The organism is Alcaligenes sp. 1735tsa3, from assembly GCF_024134565.1.
Taxonomy (GTDB): domain Bacteria; phylum Pseudomonadota; class Gammaproteobacteria; order Burkholderiales; family Burkholderiaceae_B; genus Alcaligenes; species Alcaligenes phenolicus.
Map to the genome: position 1 here is coordinate 1,087,614 of NZ_CP099862.1, position 20,255 is coordinate 1,107,868.

Here is a 20,255-nt window from a genome sequence, read left to right on the forward strand (position 1 = left end):
ATCAGGCAAGATCTTTGGTTTGAGCCAGACCAGAAAGAGTGGCGGGGGGCGATAATTTCCGACCAGGACGACGCGGATGCAGGACCGGGGAGCAGAAGGAATCACGGCCCGGGCAAGCTGTCCGGGCCTTGTCATCTCTTGGGATCAGGACGGCTCTTGCACGAGCAGTGTGTCCGAGTCCTGTGGATGGCTGATAGCGACTGAGGTAGCCGTACTTTGCACACCTGGCTCGGGAGCCTCTGCCTTGGTCACGCTTTTGGAGTGCACCCGAGTCATGGGTTCTCGGTGCCCCAAGTCCAGCACCAGACGGGTGGCTTCAGGTTTGGAATAGTGGCCCACGGGGTCATTGATCGCCTTGGCGAAGGCAATCTCCTCCATATCCAGATCGGCAATGATCAAGCCCTCGGCATCGTGAGGCAGGTAGGGAGCCAGTGTACGTCCATCCGGTGCAAAAATCATGGAGCTGCCACCGCCCACTTTCAGCAAAGAGGCGTTGTGCTCACCCACTTCCAGCATGTCTAGCGTCTCTTGGGTGACCACACTGCTGGCGGCGATGGTAAAGCACTGGCCTTCCACCGAATAGATTTGCGAGGCGGCCATGTTCACCTTGGCACTGAGGGCGTGGGCCTGTTCGCTGTATAGCGAAAACGACGGCCAGGCAGCAATGTGAATGGCTTCATGCTGGGAGTACAGCGCGTACTTGCTCAAGGGCGACAAATGCTCCCAGCAGCATAGAGCGCCGACGCGTCCCAGTTCTGTGTCGGACACAATCAGATCACGGGCATAACCCTCACCAAATACGGTGCGCTCTACATGCGTGGGTTTGAGTTTGCGACGTGACCATAGCATCTCGCCTTTGTCATTGATCAGGCATTGGCCCAGATACAGGCTGCCACCGCTGCGTTCGCTATAGCCCAATGCGATGAAAATGCCCAAGGTTCGCGCAGCCTGGGCAATGCGCTGAAACTCTGCACTGTCTAGCGAGAGTGAGTTGGCATAGTAACGAGCACTGTATTTCAGTGACCAGGCCGGCGCACCTAGCCAGACGTGGAAGGGATAGCCTGGCAACCAGGTTTCACCAAATACGATCAGGTCGCAGCCTTCATCACGCGCTTGTCGAGCCAGTTCAATGGTTTTATCAACACCTGCTGCCAGGTCGTAGTTGGGAGAGGCGGCCTGTACGGCGGCTGCCCGGACGATTTTCCTTGTCTGCATACATCCTCCTTGTCGCGGTATCCGCGATCTTGATCGCCAGGCCGTGCTGCTTACAGAGCCCGGCCATCCTGTTTTGTGTCAGTTTAGGAGGGGAGGACAGTGCTGAATTGACTGACAGGCGCAGAAGGCTTGACTGGGAGTCGCAGACGTGGGGGCAGGAAGCCCCCAATCCTGACCCGGATGTCCGTGCAGTGAACGAGAAAAGTGCGGCCCGTCTGGCTTAAAGCGCGAAACTGTATTGCACCGTCAGCCCCAGGCCCACGACCCACAAAATCAGGGGGATAGGGCGCATCAGCAGGCCGGGAATGGCACGCAGGATAAAGCCGATCAGGCGGGTGAACAGCCAGAGCAGGGGCGGCGATTGATCTTTTTCCTTCATATAGATAATGCCTTGCGACAGCAAAAAGGACTGCGACAAGTAGGCGGCGTAAAACACCATGCCTAGGGAAAAGGCCAGCCAGTAATACAACATGCTCATAGGATGCAAAAAGAAAGAGTACGGCGCATTATATCGGTCTGCAGCAGCTATGATCGTATTTTTGGCCGGACCTTGGGCCGGCTGTGGGTGCAGGCTTTTTGTACGAGGCAGGTATGCAAAATATTTATTCTATTGATGGGCTGGTGCCAGTGGTTCACCCCACGGCCTATGTTCATCCTACCGCTGTACTGATTGGTGACGTCATTATTGGCGAGGGCGTGTATATCGGTCCTTTGGCCAGTTTGCGCGGGGACTTCGGGCGCATCATCATGAAGGCCGGCTCCAATATTCAGGACACCTGTGTTATTCATGGCACGCCTTATCAGGACACGGTGGTGCATGAGGATGGCCACGTCGGGCACGGTGCCGTGCTGCATGGCTGCGTCATTGGTCGCAATGTGCTGGTGGGCATGAATGCGGTCGTCATGGACGCGGCGGATATTGGTGCAGACAGCATTATTGGCGCCATGGCCTTTGTGAAGAAAGGGATGCAAGTGCCGCCCCGCAGTCTGGTGGCCGGTTCTCCCGCGACGGTGGTCAAAGAACTGGATCAGAAAGCCATTGATGGCAAGTTTTTCGGCACACGTATGTACCAGCGTCTGGCCCAGCGTTCACTGGCAACCATGCAGCGTGTGGAGCCTTTGACCGAAGTGGAAGCCGATCGCCCACGCCTGCGTGAAGATCAGATTTATCCAGTGGATAAATAAGGCAGCTCTGTCTTTCTCCAGGCTTGTTGCTTGCCAAGCGCAACGCAGTTTCGGAGCCGGTCTGAAAGTGCTGGGGATACGTCACCCAGCAGCCGTTTCTGCTCACGTATTCCAGGCAATAAAAAACCCCTTGAGAGCCGGATGAGAATCCAGCATCAAGGGGTTTGTCCATTCAGTGCGGACCAGCAGGCGGGTGGGGCAGGCCCACCACGCATTGCTGTTGCGCTCTGAATTTCTCCGGCTTATTTGCCAGCTGCAGCCAAAGCCTGTTTCCAGGCTTCGATGACCGTTTCGTACTCGGCAGCAGCCTTCAAAGGATCGATGTTGGCCACTTTGATCTGATCCAGGTTAGGCAACTTGGTCAGCTCGGCCACATTGATGTCGCTGCGAGTAGGACGGCGGAAGTTCTCCACCAGTTCAGCTTCCTGTACTTCTTTGGAGAGCAGAACGTCGACCAGTTTGCGAGCCGCTTCCTGGCCGTTCTTGGGGTTCTTGATCACGGCCACGCCTTCAGGAGCAATGAAGGTACCGTCTTCAGGGTAGATCAGCTCAATGCCTTTCTGACCACCGGCCACGTAGGCGTAGGCCGCGTATTCCATGGTCACGCCCAAGGGGTACTCGCCGTTAGCCACGCTTTTGTAGACCTGGCCCGAGCTCTTGGACACGATCACGTTGGCTGCCAGCTTTTGCAGGCCTTCTGCACCGTACAGTTGGTAGATGCCATAAACCTGGTCGTAGGCACTGCCCGATGATGCGGGGTCACCAATAATGACCTTGCCTTTCCACTGAGGATCGAACAGATCGGACCAGGTTTTGGGAGCGGCCTGGCCTTTCAGTTGGCGCTCGTTGGCCATGATGACCATGACGTGGGCGTTGGAGCTGGTCCACAGGCTGTCCTTGCCGTGGAAGGCTTCAGGAATGGCCTTGTTCTCGGGCGATTCGTAGGCTTCAAAGTTCTGCTGGAAAGCCGCCATGGTGCCGTAGCCAGTGCCCCAGACCACGTCACCCAGCGGGTTCTGTGCTTCGGCTTCGATACGCTTCATCAAGGCACCAGCGCCCGAGGTCACTTGTTGAATGGACAGGTCAGGCGCGGTCTTGCGAGCAATTTCCAGCGCCGTATCAATGGTTTGCACATTATTGGGCGTGTACATCACGGCATTGGCGGCCATGGCGGCACCGGACAGGGACAGGGCGCCGACACTGAGGGAGAGTGCCAGACCAGTTTTCAGAAAACGTGTAGTCAGCATAGTGAGCCTTTTTAGATTAGCGGCTGGAAAACAGATCCAGCTTGAGAAAACGGATAGCCAGATAAATCGGCACCAGAATCACGACCATCAAGATCACCCCATAGGCCGAAGCGCGGGCCAGGAAGCCGGCGTCGATCTGACGGAACATCTGGATGGGCATGGTCTCCATACCACCGTAATACAGCACGATAGTGGCGGAAATTTCAGCCAGCGAAGTGACCCACATCAGGATGGCCGCACCCAGAATGGCGGGCTTCATCAAGGGCAGAACCACTTTGAAGAAACTCTGGAAGGGGCTGACACCCAGATTGATGGAGGCCTCTTCGATAGAGTCGGGAATGTTGTAGAGCGAGGCCGAGGCCGAGCGAATGGAGAAGGGGACTTTACGCACAAAGTACGCGCCGGCCATGATGACCCAGGTGCCAGTCAGTACCAGCATGCCGCTGTTGTAGGTCTGGATCAGGGCAATACCCAGCACGGTGCCGGAAATGGCCAAAGGCAGCATCACCATATAGTCCAGCGCGGTGACCACGAACAGGCGCTTTTTCACGATCAGGTAACTGCAGATCGTGGCAAAGCAGGTGCCTGCAATAGTGGCGACACTGGCCAGCATCAGTGAGTTCAAGATGGGCTCGGGAGCGTAGCGCAGGGCACGCTCCATATTGTCCAGCGTGAAGGTTCCGTATTGCATGACCGGGCCGCTGGCTTTGGTGAAGGCACCAATCAGCACGATAAAGGCCGGAATCAGCGAGAAGGTCACAAACAGCACCGCACCAACGGTCAGCAAGATGCCGGCCAGCCCTTGAGCACGAACCGGACGTGGGGCGCGGCCTTGCTGCATCTGGAAGGTCTTGCGCTCCAGTACCCGTTTCTGAATGAATAGCACCGCACCGACCAGAATCACGGACACCACGGCCAGCACACCTTGCATGGTGGGGTTACCGCTCATCTCGGACAGGAAGGTGGTGTAGGTCAGCGAGGACAGCACATCGACCTGACCGCCCAGAATCATGGGGATGGAGAAGTTGTCCACGGCCAGCGTGAACACAATCATGGCATTGACCAGCAGGGCAGGCATCAGCACCGGGAAGGTGACGCTGAGCGCGCGCTTGAAATTGCTGGCACCCAGGTTCACGGCGGCTTCTTCCAGCGTGCCGTCAATGGCCTTGAGCGCAGCCAGCATGCCGATATACACATAGGTGTAATCGTTCAGGATCAGCACATAGGACATGCCAAACCAGCCGTAGAAACTGGGCAGGTCAATACCAATGCTTTCCAGGGCCAGACGCACCACACCGTTATTGCCCAGCAGCATCAGCCAGGCCTGCGAGACGATGATGTCCGGCAGCACAATGGTGGTCAGGGGCAGGATGGCCACAATAGCCTTGCCGGGGAAGTCGTAGCGAGCCACCACATAGGCCAGCGGCGCACCCAGCAGCAGCGTCCCTATCGTGGAGATAAGCCCCAGCTTGATGGTGTTGAAGAAGGCCTCAACATAGCGTGGGTCGCTAAAGAAGGTTTCAAAGCCGTGCAGGCTGGGCATGCCCGTTGCCGGGTCGATCACGCTTTGATAGAACAGGGAGGCGAGTGGCCAGACAACCCAGAACACCAGCACCACCAGACAGACCAGGGCGGGCAGGAACCAGGGAGAACGAAGGGCCAGGGGTCTTGCAGCAATAGCCATGGGTCTTACGCCTCGACCAGACGACATTCAGGGCTAAAGCTCAGGTTCACCGAAGCACCTGCAGACAGATGCGGGTCCTGGGCAGCGGCAACGTCGGCAATAATTTGCTTACCATCGCTCAGTTTCAGGCTGTAGGCCGTTTTGGTTCCCAGATATTGGCGAGCCACAATCTGGGCCGGAATGCTGCTAGCCTGGGCTTCGGTATGCAAAGTGATGTTTTCAGGGCGCACTGCCAGCAGTACCTGGCCGGCAGGCGGCGGGTTGTTCACCATGATGTGTCCACCGGCAATGCTGACGGTGGTGTGATCAGCTTCCACATGCACGCCCAGGGTGTCGATCAGGTTGGCCGCACCAATAAAGTCGGCAGCATAGGCAGTGCGTGGTGTGGAGTACATGGCTTCGGGGGTATCGAGCTGGTCGATACGGCCCTGACGCAGCAAGGCAATACGGTCCGACATGGACAGGGCTTCTTCCTGATCATGCGTCACGAAAATAGCCGTGATATTGGATTCCTGCTGCAATTCGCGGATGACCTGGCGCATTTGAATACGCAGCTTGGCATCCAGGTTGGACAAAGGTTCATCCATCAGCAGAACACGGGGTTCGATCACCAGGGCGCGGGCCAGGGCTACACGCTGGCGTTGGCCTCCGGACAGCTCAGCCGGGTAACGCTCGCCCATGCCCCCCAGTTCCACACGCTCCAGAATGTAGGCGACTTTTTTCTTGATCTCGCTGCTGCTGACTTTGCGTACCCGCAAGCCGTAAGCCACATTGTCAAACACGGTTTTATCGGGGAACAATGCATAGTCCTGGAACACCATGCCGGTCTCGCGCTTGTGCGCGGGCAGGTAGGTAATGTCTTCCTTGTCCAGAAACAGACGGCCTTCATCGGGGATGATGAAACCGGCAATCATGCGCAGCAAGGTTGTTTTGCCGCAGCCGCTGGGCCCTAATAAAGTGAAGAACTCGCCATGCCGGATTTGCAGGCTCAGTTCATTGATGATGGTATTGCTGCCGTAGCGTTTCACTACGTGATCGATGTAGATGTCTGCCATGGGGATAGATCAGCCTGGGACTGAGTAGTGCAGGTAAACCGCGCATCAAGGGGGGCGGTTGCCTAGGCTTTGAAAAGAAGTGGTTCAGCGGCCAGTAGCGACGCAAACATCACCGGGGCGTGAACACGAACATTAATTACAAGTTAGTGACAAGTTTTATAGGAAGTTGCTATCTTAGCAGCAGGCCAATGCTTGTAGTTTTAATTATCAGGTGTCTAAGTCCGTAGCAAAGGCTGATCTACTCAGTGTTACCCAGTGGGCAAGCAAAAAAAATCCCGTCGAACAGGCATCATATTGCGATAATCAGGTGGTAGTAATGTGTCTTGCTTTTTCGTCTAAAGCGGTCTAGTGCGGGTCGGGGTTTCTTGTGTCAAATAAAGGCCCTTATAGTGAGTTCAAAAAGAATGACAGTTTCCTGCAAGGGGCAGGAGTGGGAGAGGGACACTAAAGGGTAGGTTTCTATCCTGTTCAGGCCGGTCTGCACCAGGCCTGTTTTTTGCACATCCGAATTTATAGATGGTGTTCCGGTGTTGAGGGCAAACACACACCGGGCCGGAGAGGTTGTTGGGTCGTGTCCACGTGGTGACAGACTCACCCATCCGGGTACTGCACGTCGTCAGAGATCGTAGAAGTTAGTTAATTAACTGGAGATTGAAGATGCGACTGGGTGTACTAAGCCCCCGGGGGACCGGGGAAAAGAGGGTAGCGGCCACGCCCGATACCATCAAGGCTTACCGCAAGGCGGGCCATGATGTGATTATCGAGGCGGGTGCCGGACAGGGGATTGCCAGCTCGGATGCCGATTACGAGGCAGCAGGGGCAACGATAGGAGATCCCTATCAAGCCACCGTGCTGCTGGTAGTGGGCCCGGCTGATGTGGATTCGGCGCGTTTGCGTGCCGAGCATGTGGTCGTCGGTATGCTGGACCCTTACGAAAGTCAGGGTCTGGACAGGCTGGCTTCTTCGGGCTGCCAGGCGTTCGCCCTGGAGCTGATCCCGCGTACCACGCGGGCGCAAAGCATGGACGTTCTGTCCTCGCAGGCCAATATCGCGGGTTATGCCGCTGTGCTGAAAGCAGCCACCTTATATCCCCGATTCTTTCCCATGATGATGACCGCGGCGGGTACCGTCAAAGCGGCCCGTGTCGTGGTGCTGGGCGCGGGTGTGGCCGGTTTGCAGGCGATTGCCACGGCACGTCGTCTGGGGGCGGTGGTAGAAGCCTCTGATGTGCGTCCTGCCGCGCGTGAGCAGATCGAGTCCCTGGGCGGCAAGTTTATTGATGTGCCCTACGAGACCGATGAAGAGCGCGAAGCGGCACAAGGGGTAGGCGGTTATGCCCGTCCCATGCCCGCTTCCTGGTTGCAACGGCAGGCGGCGGTGGTGGCGGCGCGTTGCGCCCAGGCCGACGTCATCATTACTACGGCCTTGATTCCGGGGCGGCCCGCCCCGCGTCTGATTGCCGAGGAAGTGGTGCAGTCCATGCGGGCAGGTTCGGTCATTGTTGACCTGGCTGCGGCCCGTGGCGGCAACTGCGCCCTGACCGAAGCCGACCAGATTGTGGAGAAATATGGCGTGACCCTGGTGGGCGAGACCAACTTCCCGGCCCGTGTGGCTGCGGATGCGTCTGCCTTGTATGCACGCAATATTCAACAGTTCCTGGGCTTGATGCTCAAGGATCAGTCTGACGAGCTGCATATCCCTGCGGACGACGACATTGTGAATGCCAGCCGTGTTGTACAGGGTGGCAAACGACTCTTTCCACAGCAGGGAGCCTGACGCCATGGATATTATTTCTCCCCTGGTCATTAACCTGATCATCTTTGTGCTGGCCATTTACGTGGGTTACCACGTGGTCTGGACAGTAACGCCCGCTTTGCACACGCCCTTGATGGCGGTGACCAACGCGATTTCGGCCATCATTATTGTGGGTGGGATGCTGGCAGCGGCCCTGACCGAAAGCCCTTGGGCGCAGGCGATGGGCATTATTGCCACCGCGCTGGCCTCGGTAAACGTGTTTGGTGGTTTCCTGGTAACCCGCCGCATGTTGGAAATGTTCAAAAAGAAGGGCGCTAAAAATACGCCCAAGGAAGGGCAGTCATGATTTCCATGAATACCGTTACCTTGTGCTATTTGCTGGCCTCGGTGTGTTTCATTCAGGCCCTGAAAGGCTTGTCGCATCCAGCCAGTTCGCGTCGCGGCAATCTGTTCGGCATGGTGGGGATGGCCTTGGCCATTGCGACCACAGCCGTGCTGATTTATAGCCTCGCTCCTGAAGGCAAAGAGCTCTCTGGCCTGCTGCGGGTTCTGATTGGTCTGGTGATTGGTGGCGTGCTGGGTACCGTCATGGCACGCCGTGTCGAGATGACCAAGATGCCGGAACTGGTGGCCTTCATGCACAGCATGATTGGTCTGGCGGCGGTGGCCATTGCGATTGCCGTGGTGCTGGAACCCGTGGCCTTCGGCATTGGCTCGGCCGAGGTGGCTCTGCCCATGGGTAACCGTGTGGAGCTGGCTTTGGGTGCGCTGGTCGGTGCCATTACCTTCTCTGGTTCGGTGATCGCGTTTGGCAAGCTGTCGGGCAAGTACAAGTTCCGACTGTTCCAGGGTGCCCCCGTCACCTTCAAAGGTCAGCACATGCTGAACCTGCTGCTGGGTCTGCTGGCCCTGGCTTGCGGCGTGGTTTTTGTGATGACGCAAGCATGGTGGGCCTTTGGCGTGCTGTTGGCCTTGTCCTTCCTGTTGGGCGTGATGCTGATCATCCCGATTGGCGGCGCAGACATGCCCGTGGTGGTGTCCATGCTGAACAGCTATTCGGGCTGGGCGGCAGCAGGGATTGGTTTTTCCCTGAACAACTCCATGCTGATCATTGCCGGTTCGCTGGTGGGTTCCTCCGGTGCGATTCTGTCTTACATCATGTGCAAGGCCATGAATCGCGCTTTCTTCAACGTGATTCTGGGCGGTTTTGGTGCCAATCCGGAAGCGGCTGCGGGTGGTGCAGATCAGGGCAATCGTTCGGTGAAATCCGGCAGTGCTGAAGATGCCGCGTTCATGATGAGCAATGCCGAGTCCGTGGTGATTGTGCCTGGTTATGGTTTGGCCGTGGCCCGTGCTCAACACGCCTTGAAAGAGCTGTCGGACAAGCTGACCAGCCAGGGTGTGAATGTGCGCTACGCCATTCACCCGGTCGCTGGTCGTATGCCTGGCCATATGAACGTCTTGCTGGCCGAGGCCGAAATGCCTTACGAGCAGGTCTTTGAAATGGACGACATCAATAGCGAGTTTGCTCAGACCGATGTGGTGCTGGTGCTGGGGGCCAACGACGTGGTCAACCCGGCTGCCAAGAACGATCCGGCTTCGCCGATTGCGGGCATGCCGATTCTGGAGGCCTACAAAGCCCGAACCGTGATCGTGAACAAGCGCTCCATGGCTGCTGGTTATGCTGGTCTGGATAACGAGCTGTTCTATATGGACAAGACCATGATGGTGTTTGGCGATGCCAAAAAGACCATCGAAGATATGGTCAAAGCGCTGTAAGACGATTCGGTCTTTGCGCTGGCAGTAAAAAGCGCTCTGGTTCCTTGCGGGCCAGAGCGCTTTCTTGTTGGGTAGAACGAATTTAGAACTTGGGGCCGGAGCGCAATTGCTCGCACATCTGCTTGCGCTGCTCGGCAGTGGCTTTTTGCAGATCCTGACGGCCACGGTCCAGGCCTTGCTCAAAGGCTTTATCAAAGTCCTCGTCGTTCAGGCCCATGCTTTGAATGGAAGACTTCTGCTGTTTTTTCATCTCATCAAGCTGGGTCTGGCTGTAGTCACCGCAAACTTCGGCGGCAGCGTGCATGGCTCCGCCCATTTGCGCCAGCTGAATGGCAGGGCCGCTATCCTGGGCGTAGCTATTGGCGCTGGCCAGAAGGAGGGCCGCTAAAGGCAAAAGAAGTTTTGTGCGCTCAAACATGGTCAATCCTGTCGATTAAGAAGAGGTCCGCGCAGACGCTGTGGTCTAACAAGAGCAGGCAGGCTCTGTCTGGGCGGAAGTCGCTACTTTACACCGCTTGTCCCTTTACGGTTGAGGCCGTAGGGGCGGGAAAGTGCAACAGACATTGTGCCCGGTCTGCAGTCGTGGAGTTTTGATCTGTTTGCAGGCAAGCGGCGGTATGCAGGGTAAAAGCAGCAGGCAAAGAAAAAGCCCTGATGACGATGTCATCAGGGCTGATCTTTTCAGAGTCTCATCCATTGGGTTTGACCCCACGAGTTCTAACTCTGGTCGCTGATTTCCGTGAAGAAACCAACTTGAATATGGCGCGGCTGGCAAGATTCGAACTCACGACCCCTTGGTTCGTAGCCAAGTACTCTATCCAACTGAGCTACAGCCGCTAAAGAAGTGAAACTATAGCAGACTATTTATCTGAATGACAAGCCTAAAAAGCATTTTTCTAGAAATAAATGCAAAATAGTTTGGGAAAGCACTAAAAATCAGGCTTGGAGAGGGGCCGGAGCCCCTTGTGGCACAGATTTAACCCGGCACTTTGTAATGTCTTTATCCTGCTGGCTGCAAGGGCAAATGGATGCGTACACAAAAACGCTGTTCCTGGTGTCCAAACTCCAGCCGTCCACCATGGGCGCGCAGGGCTTCATCGCAAATACTCAAGCCCAAACCATAGCCCCCGGTGGAGCGATTGCGGGAGGTCTCCAGGCGGTAGTAAGGGCGCAGGACCTTGGCTTGCTCGTCCAGAGGAATGCCGGGGCCCTCGTCGGCCACGGTAATGATGTATTCCGTCGCTGCTTTATGTGCGGAGATGTATACGTGCTGCCCGTAGCGCAAGCCATTGGAGATCAGGTTTTCAAGGCAACGGCGAAAGCGCTGAATCTGTATGTTCAGAATGGCCGGTTCCAATTCTGCCAGCGCGATGCTTTCTCCCAGGTCCTGACGATTCACGCTGACTGCCGTCAGCAGGGCGGCAACATCGACTTCGGCAAAGGCTTCGTCAGAGGTCTGAAAGCTCATCAGTTCCAGCGTGGAGTTGACCAGTTCATTGAGCTGTTCCACATCCCGCTTCAGGCTCAGGCGCAAGGTCTCGTCCTGCACTTTCTGTACGCGCAGCTTCAGGCGTGTGATGGGTGTGCGCAAATCATGGGATACGGCCGAGAAGAAATAGGCACGCTCTTCAATATGCTTTTGTACACGCTCCACCATATTGTTAAAGGCCACGCCCAGCCGCTTGAACTCTTTGGAGCCACCCAGCTGTATCTTTTCCTGATTACGGTTTACATCCATTTCCAGCACGCTTTTTTCCAGCTTTTTCAGTGGCCGAAAAATGAAGTTCAGGCACAGGGTCAGGGCGATGACCACCAGAATCAGGCGGAAGAAATAGATGCGCAGGAAATAGTCGTAGGTGAATTTCAGATTGCCGATGGAACTCCAGCCCTGGTTTTCCACCACATGCAGTCGCCAGTGCTGGCCATTGGACAGCTTGAATACGGCGGAGAAAGACACATCCACCAGATTCAGTTCGCGCGAAAAGGCGTCCAGCAAAGGAATGCCCGCCTCCTTGTCTGTAGGTCTGGCCTTGTTCACCGACAGCAGATGAAACTTCTTGCAGGCTCCGGTGCGCTCTTGAATGACTTTTTCAAAGAACAGCCCAAAGTCCTCCCCCATATTGGACTGGTAATCCAGTGGCAGATCTGCGCTGACGGGTGTGGCGGATACGCCTGACAGAAGGCTGGAGTCAATGTCCGCGCCATGGGCTAGCTGGGACTCGGCATATAGATACCAGTCTGAAAAACGCACGGCAGCAATACGGGCCGGGGTTTCTATCAAGACCTGCCGGCGCATTTGCGACCACATGGTGCCGGTCAGAATCTGGGCCACCAGCAGCCCCACGACTACGACCAGAGTGATCTTGCTGCGTAATCGTTCAGGATAGAAAAAACAGAAGGTGCGGCGCAGTTTCTCCGGCCACGTGCTTGAGGGTGAAACAGCCATGCTTTATTCAGCGTGCAGGGATTGCGGGTCTATGTACAGGATGTAGCCCTCGTTGCGGACGGTGCGCACGATCTCCGGCTTGGAACGATCCTTTTCTATGTAATGGCGGATACGGCTGATGCACACATCAATAGCCCTGTCTTCGTAGTTCAGATTGCGGCCAAAGGCGCGGCGCAGCAGCAGGGCGCGTGACAGTACTTTATTGGGGGCTTCCAGCAAGGACAGCAGCACATGGAAGTCTGAATTGGGCAGGGAGATGGTGACGCCTTGGGGCGAATATAACTGGCGTGCATTCAGGTCCAGCTGCCAGCCCAGAAAGTGATAGCGCGAGGGCGGAGCATCCGCGATGGCGGTTTCTGCCTGGGCCTGTGGAGCTGCATGGCGCCGAATCACCGCCTTGCAGCGTGCCAATAGTTCTCGGGATTCAAAGGGTTTGACCACGTAATCATCCGCGCCCAGCTCCAGACCCGCCACCTTGTCGGCCAGTTCATTACGGGCTGTCACCATGATGATGGCTGGAGGATCGTCGATGCCGCGCAATTGTTTGCACAGTTCCAGGCCATCCTCGCCGGGCAGCATCAGGTCCAGCAAGACCAGAGAAATCGGGTGGCGCTTGAGCAGTTCAAACGCTTGAGCACCGCTTTCGGCGATGTACGTGGTGAATCCGCCAAAGCTCAATTCCTGGGCGGTCAGCTCGGCAAGTTCTACATCATCTTCAATGATTAATACACGGCGTTGGGGGCTGGAAAAACCTGTCATTACATACCATTACATTGCGATTGGGCGGGAACATAAGGCGAAACATCGCCTGAAACCATACACGCTAATCTTACGGCGAACAAGAATTGTTCTCATTATTAAACAGGAGTCATGTTTTGCCGTTCCCTTCATCCCGTCCACCACTCAAGCCTCTTGCGGCCTTGATTCTACTTGCCCTGAGTGGGCAGGCAGCCTGGGCACAAGATGCGCCCGCCATGCTCAAGCCCATTACGGTCAAGGGGCACGAGCAGGCAGAGCCCGAAGACAGCTACCAAAAGATTTACAGCAAAAGCTCGACCGGGCTGCGCATGGAAGAAAAAGATACGCCGCAGGCCATCACCAACATTACGCGCCAGCAAATGGAGGATCAAAACATTCAGTCGCTGGACGATGCCTTGACCTCGGTGTCGGGTATCAGTGTCAATGAGGTGGATATTGGTTCGCGTACAACCTACCGGGCGCGTGGCTTCAACATCAATAACTACAAGATTGATGGCCTGGAGTTCAATGGCGAGTCCGGTTTTTCCGGCATAGGCGGAGCGGTGAATATGGACCTGTACGAAGACGTCAGCGTCTTGCGCGGGGCCAACGGCTTGCTGGGCGGTACGGGTGATCCGTCGGCCAGTATTTCCCTGTCCCGTAAAAAGGCGTACCGGGAATTTGGCTTGCAAGGCAATGTCGAGCTGGGTAGCTGGCGCAAACGACGCCTGATGGGGGATATCAATACTCCCCTGAGCAAAGATGGGGATTTGCGGGCGCGTCTGGTGCTTAGCGGGGATGACAGCCATACCTTCCGCGACAATGAGAACCCCAGGAGCTTTGGCCTGCTGGCTACCGTGACTTACGACTTCTCGCCCGACACCAGCGTGACGGCGGGTTACGAGTACACCTATAAAAAGCACAAGGGCACATCCTGGGGCACGAACGTGCCTATCTGGTTCTCGGACGGCACTCGTACGGATTTTGATCGCAGCTATCACCCGGTTGCGGACTGGAGCTATACCCAGCGCAAGAATCACACCTGGTTTGCAAACCTGGAGCAGAACCTGGGCGGTGGCTGGCATGCCGACGCCAACTACAGCTATAGCGACCTGGAAAGCATCAACAGCTTTGGGGTGTTGAAAGCCAATAGCGCCGGTTCCAAATGGGGCCTGTTTGATAGAGAAACGGGCCTGGCGTATTTGAACAGCCTGCATTCGGAGAGCGAGGGCACGCAGCATGCCTTTTCCTTGAATGTCACCGGGCCATTCCAACTATTGGGTCGCGAGCATGAGTTGATTCTGGGTTTTAACGGCCAGCGCTCAGAGGAGACTTCCTATCAGTTCAGTGGGGCCTTGGGGAACTGCCATATTGATGGTCATGTGCCTGCTCGTGGATGTCAGTACCGTCTGGATCTGCCGGCCAACTGGCAGACCTGGAATGGTAATGAGTACGGTGCGCCGCAAACCTTCCGTACCGATGCGCGTGGTGTGACACGGACGACCAATTACGGCCCGTACATCGCCACCCGTCTGGAGCTGGCTGACAATCTGAAAGTCATTCTGGGTTCGCGCTACAGCTACTACAAAACCTATGCCTACGATTACGACAAGGACAATGTCAAAAGCGCACGTCGCTCCGAGCTGGACAAGAAGGTATGGACACCCTATCTAGGCCTGACCTTTGATGTCACGCCGAATCACACGCTCTACACCAGCTATACCGACGTGTTCAAACCGCAAAGCCAGCGCGATGTGGCAGGCAATATCATCAAGCCAATTACGGGGGCCAGCTACGAGGCGGGCATCAAGAGCTCCTGGCTGGATGATCGCTTGTCCAGCACCGTAGCGGTGTTCCATGCCAAGCAGACCAACGTCGCCAAGGCGGATGATGATCGTACCGTACTGGATACCGGCGATCAGGCGTATGTGGCCAATGCTACGGGTATCAAATCTACTGGCCTGGACTTGCAACTGGCGGGGGCACTGACCAATCGCTGGAATGTGTATGCTGGCTACACCTATATGAATGTGGTGGATTCCAGTCCCAATAGCAGTCCACGTCAGGACCCGCGTCACAGCTTCCGTGTTAGCACCACGTATCGTCCGAACGTGCTGGCCGACAAGCTGACGTTGGGGACCAGTATCAGCTACGACAGCTCCACGACGTCCACGCCTATGCCCGGTCGTCCCTTGGCGGGCGGCGGCTTTGATAACAGCCCGATTCGTCAGTCCGGCTACATGCTGGCCCACGTGATGGCGCGTTATGACGTGAACAATAATCTGAGCGTGACGGCACGCGTCAATAATCTGTTCGATAAGGAATACTATCGAGAGTTCGGTTTCTATAACGGCCTGATTTATGGCGAGCCACGTAACTTTATGGTGAATGTGCAAGCCCGCTTCTAAGCGCGTCTGCTTTGGGTTGTAAAAAAAGCGGCGCTATCAGGTAGCGCCGCTTTTGCACGTCTGTTATTTGTTTGTAGGGATAGTCCATCTGGCAGGACGTGACCCCAGGTCTCCGATTCGTCTCCAGGTACCTGAGTGATTTGAGCTATAGCCGAGATCAGGAGTGAGCAGTGGCATTCAGAGTCTTGCCAATGCAAGAGTGGCTTGCTGACTGGGGAGAGGAACTATTATTCTTCGTGGCGGCTGCGTCAACATCAAGCGTGATGATGACGCAGCCCCAAGTCAATTAGTTGCAGTTTCAAAGCCCCAGGAGTTACAGGTATGGTCCCATTCGGCTTAAGTCCGGCACAGTTTCAGCTGCGTTACAGGCGGTGTCTGGAACGAGCTTCAAAGCCTCTCATTACCGAGTTACGTACCTTGTTCGCCTTGCCTGTGCCAGATAGCGTTGCGGATGCCCAGGTGCAAATTTTTTTTGGTGAAGATGGCCTGGAAACCCCGTCGGCATGGATTTACTACAGCGGTGAAAATAATAAAGTAGATAGCAGCGACCCTTCCATCTTTCCCGGTAGAGCCCTGGAACTGTCTCTGGCTTTGGACAAGATGGACACCTTCCACGACGACTATTTCCTGGATGAAGACTTTGATGGACTGAGCATCGCGGCTAACACCACCAAAGCGTGGTTTGCAGAATGCTGGTGGAAAGCGGGTGGATGGAGCTATGCCGTCCCCGTGGCGGTGTGGGTGCATGATGGCTTTGGGGACGGTGAGGGTATTGAGTTGTCAGAAAGGCGATAAGGCCGTGCAGGAGTTATTCCTGTCTACATAAAAAGCCACTACTGCTCATTCTATTTCTTCGTTCCAGCCTGCTCGTATTGCTATTGTGGGTGGGGTTGGGGTGGTGGCTGGCAGCGTAGTGGGTCTTTTTCCTGCCTGTTGTCCGAGAGCAGAAAGCAAAAAAGCCATTTCCGAAGAAATGGCTTTTTTACTGAATATGGCGCGGCTGGCAGGATTCGAACCCACGACCCCTTGGTTCGTAGCCAAGTACTCTATCCAACTGAGCTACAGCCGCTAAAGAAGTAGAAATATAGCACGGCTATTTTTACTTGTCACCAAAATATCAACAAATTTTACTGAAATCGCCTTTTTTTATGGTTTTCGGGGTCGGCGGGCAGGCCCTAAAGCCAGAGATGGCAAGGCGTGCAGCGGGACAACAGTGAATCTCTTTATTTTTGGTCTTGGGGGCTCGTCTTGGTGGTCCTTTAGGCGCGCCAGACAGAAACTTCGAACAGTCTGCCCCGGATGACTTGCCCCACAGGGCACAAAGTCGCATTATTACGCCATTGTTTTGGAGCCCAATGTAATGGATCTGTCGAAAATTACCTGCACTGAAGATTTCCGCTTGGCGGCCAAACGCCGCGTGCCCAAGATGTTTTATGACTACGCCGACTCCGGCTCCTGGACGCAGGGCACGTATCATGCGAACGAGCAGGATTTTCACAAGCTGAAATTCAAACAGCGCGTGGCCGTGGACATTGACCATCGCAGTCTGAAGACCAAGCTTCTGGGTCAGGATGTGGCCATGCCCGTGGCTATTGCCCCTACCGGTCTGACCGGCATGCAGCACGCCGATGGTGAAATGCTGGCGGCTTTGGCCGCACGGGATTTTGGTATTCCTTTCACCCTGTCCACCATGAGCGTGTGCTCGCTGGAAGACGTTGCCCAGGCGACCCGTGCCCCGTTCTGGTTCCAGCTGTATGTGATGCGTGATCGCAGCTTTATTGAAAACCTGATTGCGCGTGCCAAGGCGGCTAATTGTTCGGCGCTGGTCCTGACCCTGGACTTGCAGGTTTTGGGGCAGCGTCACAAAGATATTAAAAATGGCCTGACCACACCTCCGCGCCTGACCATTCCTAATCTGCTGAATCTGGCGACCAAGCCGTACTGGTGCCGAAATATGTTGCGCACGCACCGTCGTAGCTTTGGCAATATCGTCGGCCACGCCAAGGGGGTGTCGGATCTGCGCTCCTTGTCTACCTGGACGGCCGAGCAGTTCGACCCGAGCCTGAACTGGAAAGATATCGAGTGGATCAAGAATGCCTGGGGCGGCAAGCTGATTGTTAAAGGCATTATGGATGCCGACGATGCTCGTTACGCCGTGGATAGCGGTGCCGATGCCTTGATCGTGTCCAATCACGGTGGCCGTCAGCTGGATGGCGCGCCATCCTCAATTTCCTGCCTGCCTGCGATCAGCAAGGCGGTAGGTGACAAGATCGAAGTGCTGGTCGATGGTGGTATTCGCAGCGGTCAGGATGTGTTGCGTGCCCGCGCCTTGGGCGCTCAAGGTGCCATGATTGGCCGTGCTTTCCTGTATGCCTTGGGTGCGGCGGGGCAGGCCGGTGTGGCCCGTTTGCTGAAATTGATGGCGAATGAGCTGGACGTGTCCATGGCGTTTTGCGGTCGTACCGATATCAATCAGGTAGACCGCTCCATCTTGCTCAATCCCGATATTTTCGATCGTCCCGGTTACTGAAGACCGATATGCAAGGGCCCTGGCTGGACGGGTAAATGACCTCGTCCGTGGGGCCCGTTCAGATCCAGTACAGGGCCAGCCGGCACAATACCCGTCGGGTTCAGATGGCGGTGACTGCTGTAGTAATGGGTCTTGATGTGATCCAGGCTGACCGTGCTGGCCACGCCAGGCATTTGGTACAGCTCCAGCATGTAGTTCCACAGATTCGGATAATCAATCAGACGGCGCAGATTGCATTTGAAATGGCCAACATAGACCGGATCAAAGCGAATCAGGGTAGTGAACAAGCGCCAGTCGGCCTCGGTCAGTTGCGTGCCAGTCAGGTAGCGCTGCTGGCTCAGGCGAGCCTCCAGCCCGTCCAGGCTGTTAAACAGGGCATGAACTGCTGTGTCGTAGGCGGCTTGTGAGCGGGCAAAACCTGCTTTGTAGACCCCGTTATTGACGGTGTCATACACATGGGCATTGATCTGGTCGATTTCGCCCAGCAGCTCGGCAGGTGCCATATCCAGGCTGCGCGCGCCCAAAGTATCAAAGGCGCTATTGAAAATACGCATGATCTCGGCCGACTCGTTATTGATGATTGTGCCGCGCTGCTTGTCCCACAGTACGGGCACGGTAATGCGCCCCGTAAATTGCGGGTCCGCCTTGGCATAGAGCTGATGCAGGAACTGCGCATCCATGACCGGGTCCGGCACCACGCCCTCCGCCGGTTCAAAGGTCCAGCCCTGATCGCCCATGATGGGGTTTACCACCGACACTGAAATCAGCTTTTGCAGCCCCTTTAATTCGCGCATGATCAAGGTGCGATGCGCCCAGGGGCAGGCCAGCGAGACATACAGATGATAGCGATTGGCCTGGGCAGGCTGCGCTGCCTGGCCGTCCGGGCCGGGGCCGCCGTCGGCGGTAATCCAGTCCCGGAAGGCAGACTGGGCACGTTGAAATGTATCGGACTGGGTGCTGCTGACAGGCTCTTTGCTATGCCATTGTCCATCTATCATCATGCCCATCTGTGTACTCCGTTTTAGCCTTTCAGCTTGATTGCAATTTCAGCAATATGACGGCCCTGGTAGCGGGCGCCGTCCAGCTCGTTCTGGCTGGGCTGACGTGAACCGTCGCCACCGGCAATGGTGGATGCGCCGTAGGGGCTGCCGCCAGTGACTTCGTTCAGCAGTGTCTGGCCTGCAAAGCTGTAAGGCAGGCCCACCACAATCATGCCAAAGTGCATCAGGTTATGAATAATGGACAGTAGCGTCAGCTCCTGCCCACCGTGTTGGGTGGCGGTAGAGGTAAAGGCACCGCCTACCTTGCCATTGAGTGCGCCGCGCGCCCACAGGCCACCGGCCTGATCCAGAAAACTGGCCATTTGCGAGCTGATGCGCCCGAAACGGGTGCCGGTGCCGACAATGATGGCGTCGTAGTTTTCCAGGTCGCCAATAGTGGCTACCGGGGCGGCTTGATCCAGCTTGAAATTCGCTTTCTGGGCCACGGCTTCCGGGACCAGTTCGGGGACACGCTTGATGTCCACCGTTGCGCCAGCGCTTTGAGCACCTTCGGCAACCGCTTGGGCCATTTTTTCTACGTGGCCATAGGCGGAGTAATAGAGAACCAGGACTTTTGCCATTTGAACTTCTCCAGAAAAGCGATCAACAAGGAATCGGACGGGGCAGCGGCCACAGGGCTAAGCCGGGGCGCAGCTGCTATGACGATGATAGTCGTGCCAAGCCCGCTATGCCAAACCCTTGGACGGATTGTTTTGTGTCAGAGTCTGTCTTGCAAAGCGGGCGGGGGTTTTGGGCGGAATCAGCCCGGCAGGAGCGCGTAGGTGGTGGTGGCGTGGGCGGCCAGTCGACCTTGCTCGTCCAGCAGCTTGATGTCGCCAAAGACCATGCTTTTGCCACGTTTCAGCACTTGGGCGTGTACCAGCACATCCCCCTGGCTAACCGGGCGTACAAAGCTGGTGTTCAGTGAAACTGTAGTCATGGGGCGAAACTCCCCCAGGCTTTGACTGACGGCCAGCACCATGGCGGTATCGGCTGCCGCCATATACACCTGACCGCAGACCACACCGGCCACCTGCGTCAATTGATCCGAAAAAGGCAGGCGTAGAACCACGCCGTCTTCATTCATGCTTTCTACACGCAATTTCAGGGCTTGCACCCAAGGGGCAAATAGCGTGTCCAGCAAGTGTTGGCTTTGCTCAAGAGTCATCAGGG

Annotated in this window: 18 protein-coding genes and 2 tRNA genes; 7 read left to right on the forward strand and 13 right to left on the reverse strand. The window is 56.1% G+C overall.

Going from position 1 to position 20,255, the window contains the following annotated elements; all coding sequences use genetic code 11:
* Positions 1 to 144 precede the first annotated feature (144 nt).
* Positions 145 to 1,215 carry a nitrilase gene (locus NIZ92_RS04950; protein ID WP_226348586.1) on the reverse strand — a complete coding sequence of 357 codons (1,071 nt, stop codon included), beginning with the start codon at positions 1,213 to 1,215 and terminating at the stop codon, positions 145 to 147.
* A gap of 220 nt (positions 1,216 to 1,435) precedes the next feature.
* Positions 1,436 to 1,693 (reverse strand): hypothetical protein, encoded by a 258-nt coding sequence (locus NIZ92_RS04955; RefSeq protein ID WP_022983531.1) that lies wholly within the window; start codon positions 1,691 to 1,693, stop codon positions 1,436 to 1,438.
* A 113-nt stretch (positions 1,694 to 1,806) separates the two neighbouring features.
* Between NIZ92_RS04955 and NIZ92_RS04960 the strand changes: the two genes are divergently transcribed.
* Positions 1,807 to 2,400: a phenylacetic acid degradation protein PaaY gene (locus NIZ92_RS04960; protein ID WP_035271432.1), complete on the forward strand. Its 594-nt coding sequence runs from the start codon at positions 1,807 to 1,809 to the stop codon at positions 2,398 to 2,400.
* A gap of 242 nt (positions 2,401 to 2,642) precedes the next feature.
* Here NIZ92_RS04960 and NIZ92_RS04965 read toward each other — a convergent pair whose 3' ends face one another.
* From NIZ92_RS04965 to NIZ92_RS04975, 3 genes are read right to left on the reverse strand one after another with little or no spacing between them, the layout of a single operon-like run.
* A complete protein-coding gene (locus NIZ92_RS04965) occupies positions 2,643 to 3,647 on the reverse strand; it encodes an extracellular solute-binding protein (protein ID WP_035270879.1) in 1,005 nt (334 codons plus the stop codon).
* A 16-nt stretch (positions 3,648 to 3,663) separates the two neighbouring features.
* Positions 3,664 to 5,331, reverse strand: coding sequence for an iron ABC transporter permease (locus NIZ92_RS04970; protein ID WP_080748018.1), 1,668 nt, complete (start codon positions 5,329 to 5,331; stop codon positions 3,664 to 3,666).
* A 5-nt stretch (positions 5,332 to 5,336) separates the two neighbouring features.
* The gene (locus tag NIZ92_RS04975; RefSeq protein ID WP_254002792.1) at positions 5,337 to 6,386 is read right to left on the reverse strand and encodes an ABC transporter ATP-binding protein; all 1,050 of its coding nucleotides are present in this window, start codon (positions 6,384 to 6,386) and stop codon (positions 5,337 to 5,339) included.
* 657 nt (positions 6,387 to 7,043) lie between these two features.
* Between NIZ92_RS04975 and NIZ92_RS04980 the strand changes: the two genes are divergently transcribed.
* The 3 genes from NIZ92_RS04980 to NIZ92_RS04990 are packed head-to-tail and all read left to right on the forward strand — an operon-like array spanning position 7,044 to position 9,920.
* Positions 7,044 to 8,162 carry an NAD(P) transhydrogenase subunit alpha gene (locus NIZ92_RS04980; protein WP_026484257.1) on the forward strand — a complete coding sequence of 373 codons (1,119 nt, stop codon included), beginning with the start codon at positions 7,044 to 7,046 and terminating at the stop codon, positions 8,160 to 8,162.
* Between the two features lie 4 nt (positions 8,163 to 8,166).
* Positions 8,167 to 8,487, forward strand: a complete 321-nt coding sequence (locus NIZ92_RS04985) for an NAD(P) transhydrogenase subunit alpha (RefSeq protein ID WP_009457776.1) — start codon at positions 8,167 to 8,169, stop codon at positions 8,485 to 8,487.
* Positions 8,484 to 9,920: an NAD(P)(+) transhydrogenase (Re/Si-specific) subunit beta gene (locus tag NIZ92_RS04990; RefSeq protein ID WP_088450874.1), complete on the forward strand. Its 1,437-nt coding sequence runs from the start codon at positions 8,484 to 8,486 to the stop codon at positions 9,918 to 9,920. The genes NIZ92_RS04985 and NIZ92_RS04990 overlap by 4 nt, the downstream gene beginning before the upstream one ends.
* Before the next feature lie 82 nt (positions 9,921 to 10,002).
* Here the strand turns inward: NIZ92_RS04990 and NIZ92_RS04995 are convergent, their stop codons facing one another.
* The 4 genes from NIZ92_RS04995 to NIZ92_RS05010 form a co-directional block, all read right to left on the reverse strand.
* Positions 10,003 to 10,338, reverse strand: coding sequence for a hypothetical protein (locus NIZ92_RS04995; RefSeq protein WP_035270874.1), 336 nt, complete (start codon positions 10,336 to 10,338; stop codon positions 10,003 to 10,005).
* A gap of 342 nt (positions 10,339 to 10,680) precedes the next feature.
* A tRNA-Arg gene (locus NIZ92_RS05000) sits at positions 10,681 to 10,757 on the reverse strand.
* A gap of 163 nt (positions 10,758 to 10,920) precedes the next feature.
* Positions 10,921 to 12,366, reverse strand: coding sequence for a cell wall metabolism sensor histidine kinase WalK (locus NIZ92_RS05005; protein ID WP_254002793.1), 1,446 nt, complete (start codon positions 12,364 to 12,366; stop codon positions 10,921 to 10,923).
* Between the two features lie 3 nt (positions 12,367 to 12,369).
* Positions 12,370 to 13,125 (reverse strand): response regulator transcription factor, encoded by a 756-nt coding sequence (locus tag NIZ92_RS05010; protein ID WP_035270868.1) that lies wholly within the window; start codon positions 13,123 to 13,125, stop codon positions 12,370 to 12,372.
* Positions 13,126 to 13,241: 116 nt separating this feature from the next.
* Between NIZ92_RS05010 and NIZ92_RS05015 the strand changes: the two genes are divergently transcribed.
* Positions 13,242 to 15,512, forward strand: a complete 2,271-nt coding sequence (locus NIZ92_RS05015) for a TonB-dependent siderophore receptor (RefSeq protein ID WP_254002794.1) — start codon at positions 13,242 to 13,244, stop codon at positions 15,510 to 15,512.
* Between the two features lie 321 nt (positions 15,513 to 15,833).
* The gene (locus NIZ92_RS05020; RefSeq protein WP_254002795.1) at positions 15,834 to 16,307 is read left to right on the forward strand and encodes a hypothetical protein; all 474 of its coding nucleotides are present in this window, start codon (positions 15,834 to 15,836) and stop codon (positions 16,305 to 16,307) included.
* Between the two features lie 197 nt (positions 16,308 to 16,504).
* Here NIZ92_RS05020 and NIZ92_RS05025 read toward each other — a convergent pair.
* Positions 16,505 to 16,581 (reverse strand) — tRNA-Arg (locus tag NIZ92_RS05025).
* Positions 16,582 to 16,872: 291 nt separating this feature from the next.
* On the opposite strand from NIZ92_RS05025, the gene NIZ92_RS05030 reads away from it, so the two are divergent.
* On the forward strand, positions 16,873 to 18,042 hold the full coding sequence (locus NIZ92_RS05030; protein WP_009457768.1) for an alpha-hydroxy acid oxidase: 1,170 nt from the start codon (positions 16,873 to 16,875) through the stop codon (positions 18,040 to 18,042).
* Here NIZ92_RS05030 and NIZ92_RS05035 read toward each other — a convergent pair.
* The 3 genes from NIZ92_RS05035 to NIZ92_RS05045 form a co-directional block, all read right to left on the reverse strand.
* Positions 18,036 to 19,049: a glutathione S-transferase family protein gene (locus NIZ92_RS05035; protein ID WP_254002796.1), complete on the reverse strand. Its 1,014-nt coding sequence runs from the start codon at positions 19,047 to 19,049 to the stop codon at positions 18,036 to 18,038. The two genes, NIZ92_RS05030 and NIZ92_RS05035, sit on opposite strands and share 7 nt — an antisense overlap.
* A 14-nt stretch (positions 19,050 to 19,063) precedes the next feature.
* Positions 19,064 to 19,663 carry an NAD(P)H:quinone oxidoreductase gene (wrbA, locus tag NIZ92_RS05040; RefSeq protein WP_009457766.1) on the reverse strand — a complete coding sequence of 200 codons (600 nt, stop codon included), beginning with the start codon at positions 19,661 to 19,663 and terminating at the stop codon, positions 19,064 to 19,066.
* A gap of 179 nt (positions 19,664 to 19,842) precedes the next feature.
* The gene (locus NIZ92_RS05045; RefSeq protein ID WP_254002797.1) at positions 19,843 to 20,250 is read right to left on the reverse strand and encodes a PaaI family thioesterase; all 408 of its coding nucleotides are present in this window, start codon (positions 20,248 to 20,250) and stop codon (positions 19,843 to 19,845) included.
* Between the last annotated feature and the right edge of the window lie 5 nt (positions 20,251 to 20,255).

Bases quoted from the DNA above. Each gene is read 5' to 3' on its own strand.
- NIZ92_RS04970 (WP_080748018.1), bottom strand. From the start codon at position 5,331: ATGGCTATTGCTGCAAGACCCCTGGCCCTTCGTTCTCCCTGGTTCCTG.
- NIZ92_RS04995 (WP_035270874.1), bottom strand. From the start codon at position 10,338: ATGTTTGAGCGCACAAAACTTCTTTTGCCTTTAGCGGCCCTCCTTCTG.
- NIZ92_RS05020 (WP_254002795.1), top strand. From the start codon at position 15,834: ATGGTCCCATTCGGCTTAAGTCCGGCACAGTTTCAGCTGCGTTACAGG.
- NIZ92_RS05030 (WP_009457768.1), top strand. From the start codon at position 16,873: ATGGATCTGTCGAAAATTACCTGCACTGAAGATTTCCGCTTGGCGGCC.
- NIZ92_RS04950 (WP_226348586.1), bottom strand. From the start codon at position 1,215: ATGCAGACAAGGAAAATCGTCCGGGCAGCCGCCGTACAGGCCGCCTCT.
- NIZ92_RS04975 (WP_254002792.1), bottom strand. From the start codon at position 6,386: ATGGCAGACATCTACATCGATCACGTAGTGAAACGCTACGGCAGCAAT.
- NIZ92_RS05010 (WP_035270868.1), bottom strand. From the start codon at position 13,125: ATGACAGGTTTTTCCAGCCCCCAACGCCGTGTATTAATCATTGAAGAT.
- NIZ92_RS04985 (WP_009457776.1), top strand. From the start codon at position 8,167: ATGGATATTATTTCTCCCCTGGTCATTAACCTGATCATCTTTGTGCTG.
- NIZ92_RS04965 (WP_035270879.1), bottom strand. From the start codon at position 3,647: ATGCTGACTACACGTTTTCTGAAAACTGGTCTGGCACTCTCCCTCAGT.
- wrbA (WP_009457766.1), bottom strand. From the start codon at position 19,663: ATGGCAAAAGTCCTGGTTCTCTATTACTCCGCCTATGGCCACGTAGAA.
- NIZ92_RS05005 (WP_254002793.1), bottom strand. From the start codon at position 12,366: ATGGCTGTTTCACCCTCAAGCACGTGGCCGGAGAAACTGCGCCGCACC.
- NIZ92_RS04980 (WP_026484257.1), top strand. From the start codon at position 7,044: ATGCGACTGGGTGTACTAAGCCCCCGGGGGACCGGGGAAAAGAGGGTA.
- NIZ92_RS05045 (WP_254002797.1), bottom strand. From the start codon at position 20,250: ATGACTCTTGAGCAAAGCCAACACTTGCTGGACACGCTATTTGCCCCT.
- NIZ92_RS05035 (WP_254002796.1), bottom strand. From the start codon at position 19,049: ATGGGCATGATGATAGATGGACAATGGCATAGCAAAGAGCCTGTCAGC.
- NIZ92_RS04960 (WP_035271432.1), top strand. From the start codon at position 1,807: ATGCAAAATATTTATTCTATTGATGGGCTGGTGCCAGTGGTTCACCCC.
- NIZ92_RS04955 (WP_022983531.1), bottom strand. From the start codon at position 1,693: ATGAGCATGTTGTATTACTGGCTGGCCTTTTCCCTAGGCATGGTGTTT.
- NIZ92_RS04990 (WP_088450874.1), top strand. From the start codon at position 8,484: ATGATTTCCATGAATACCGTTACCTTGTGCTATTTGCTGGCCTCGGTG.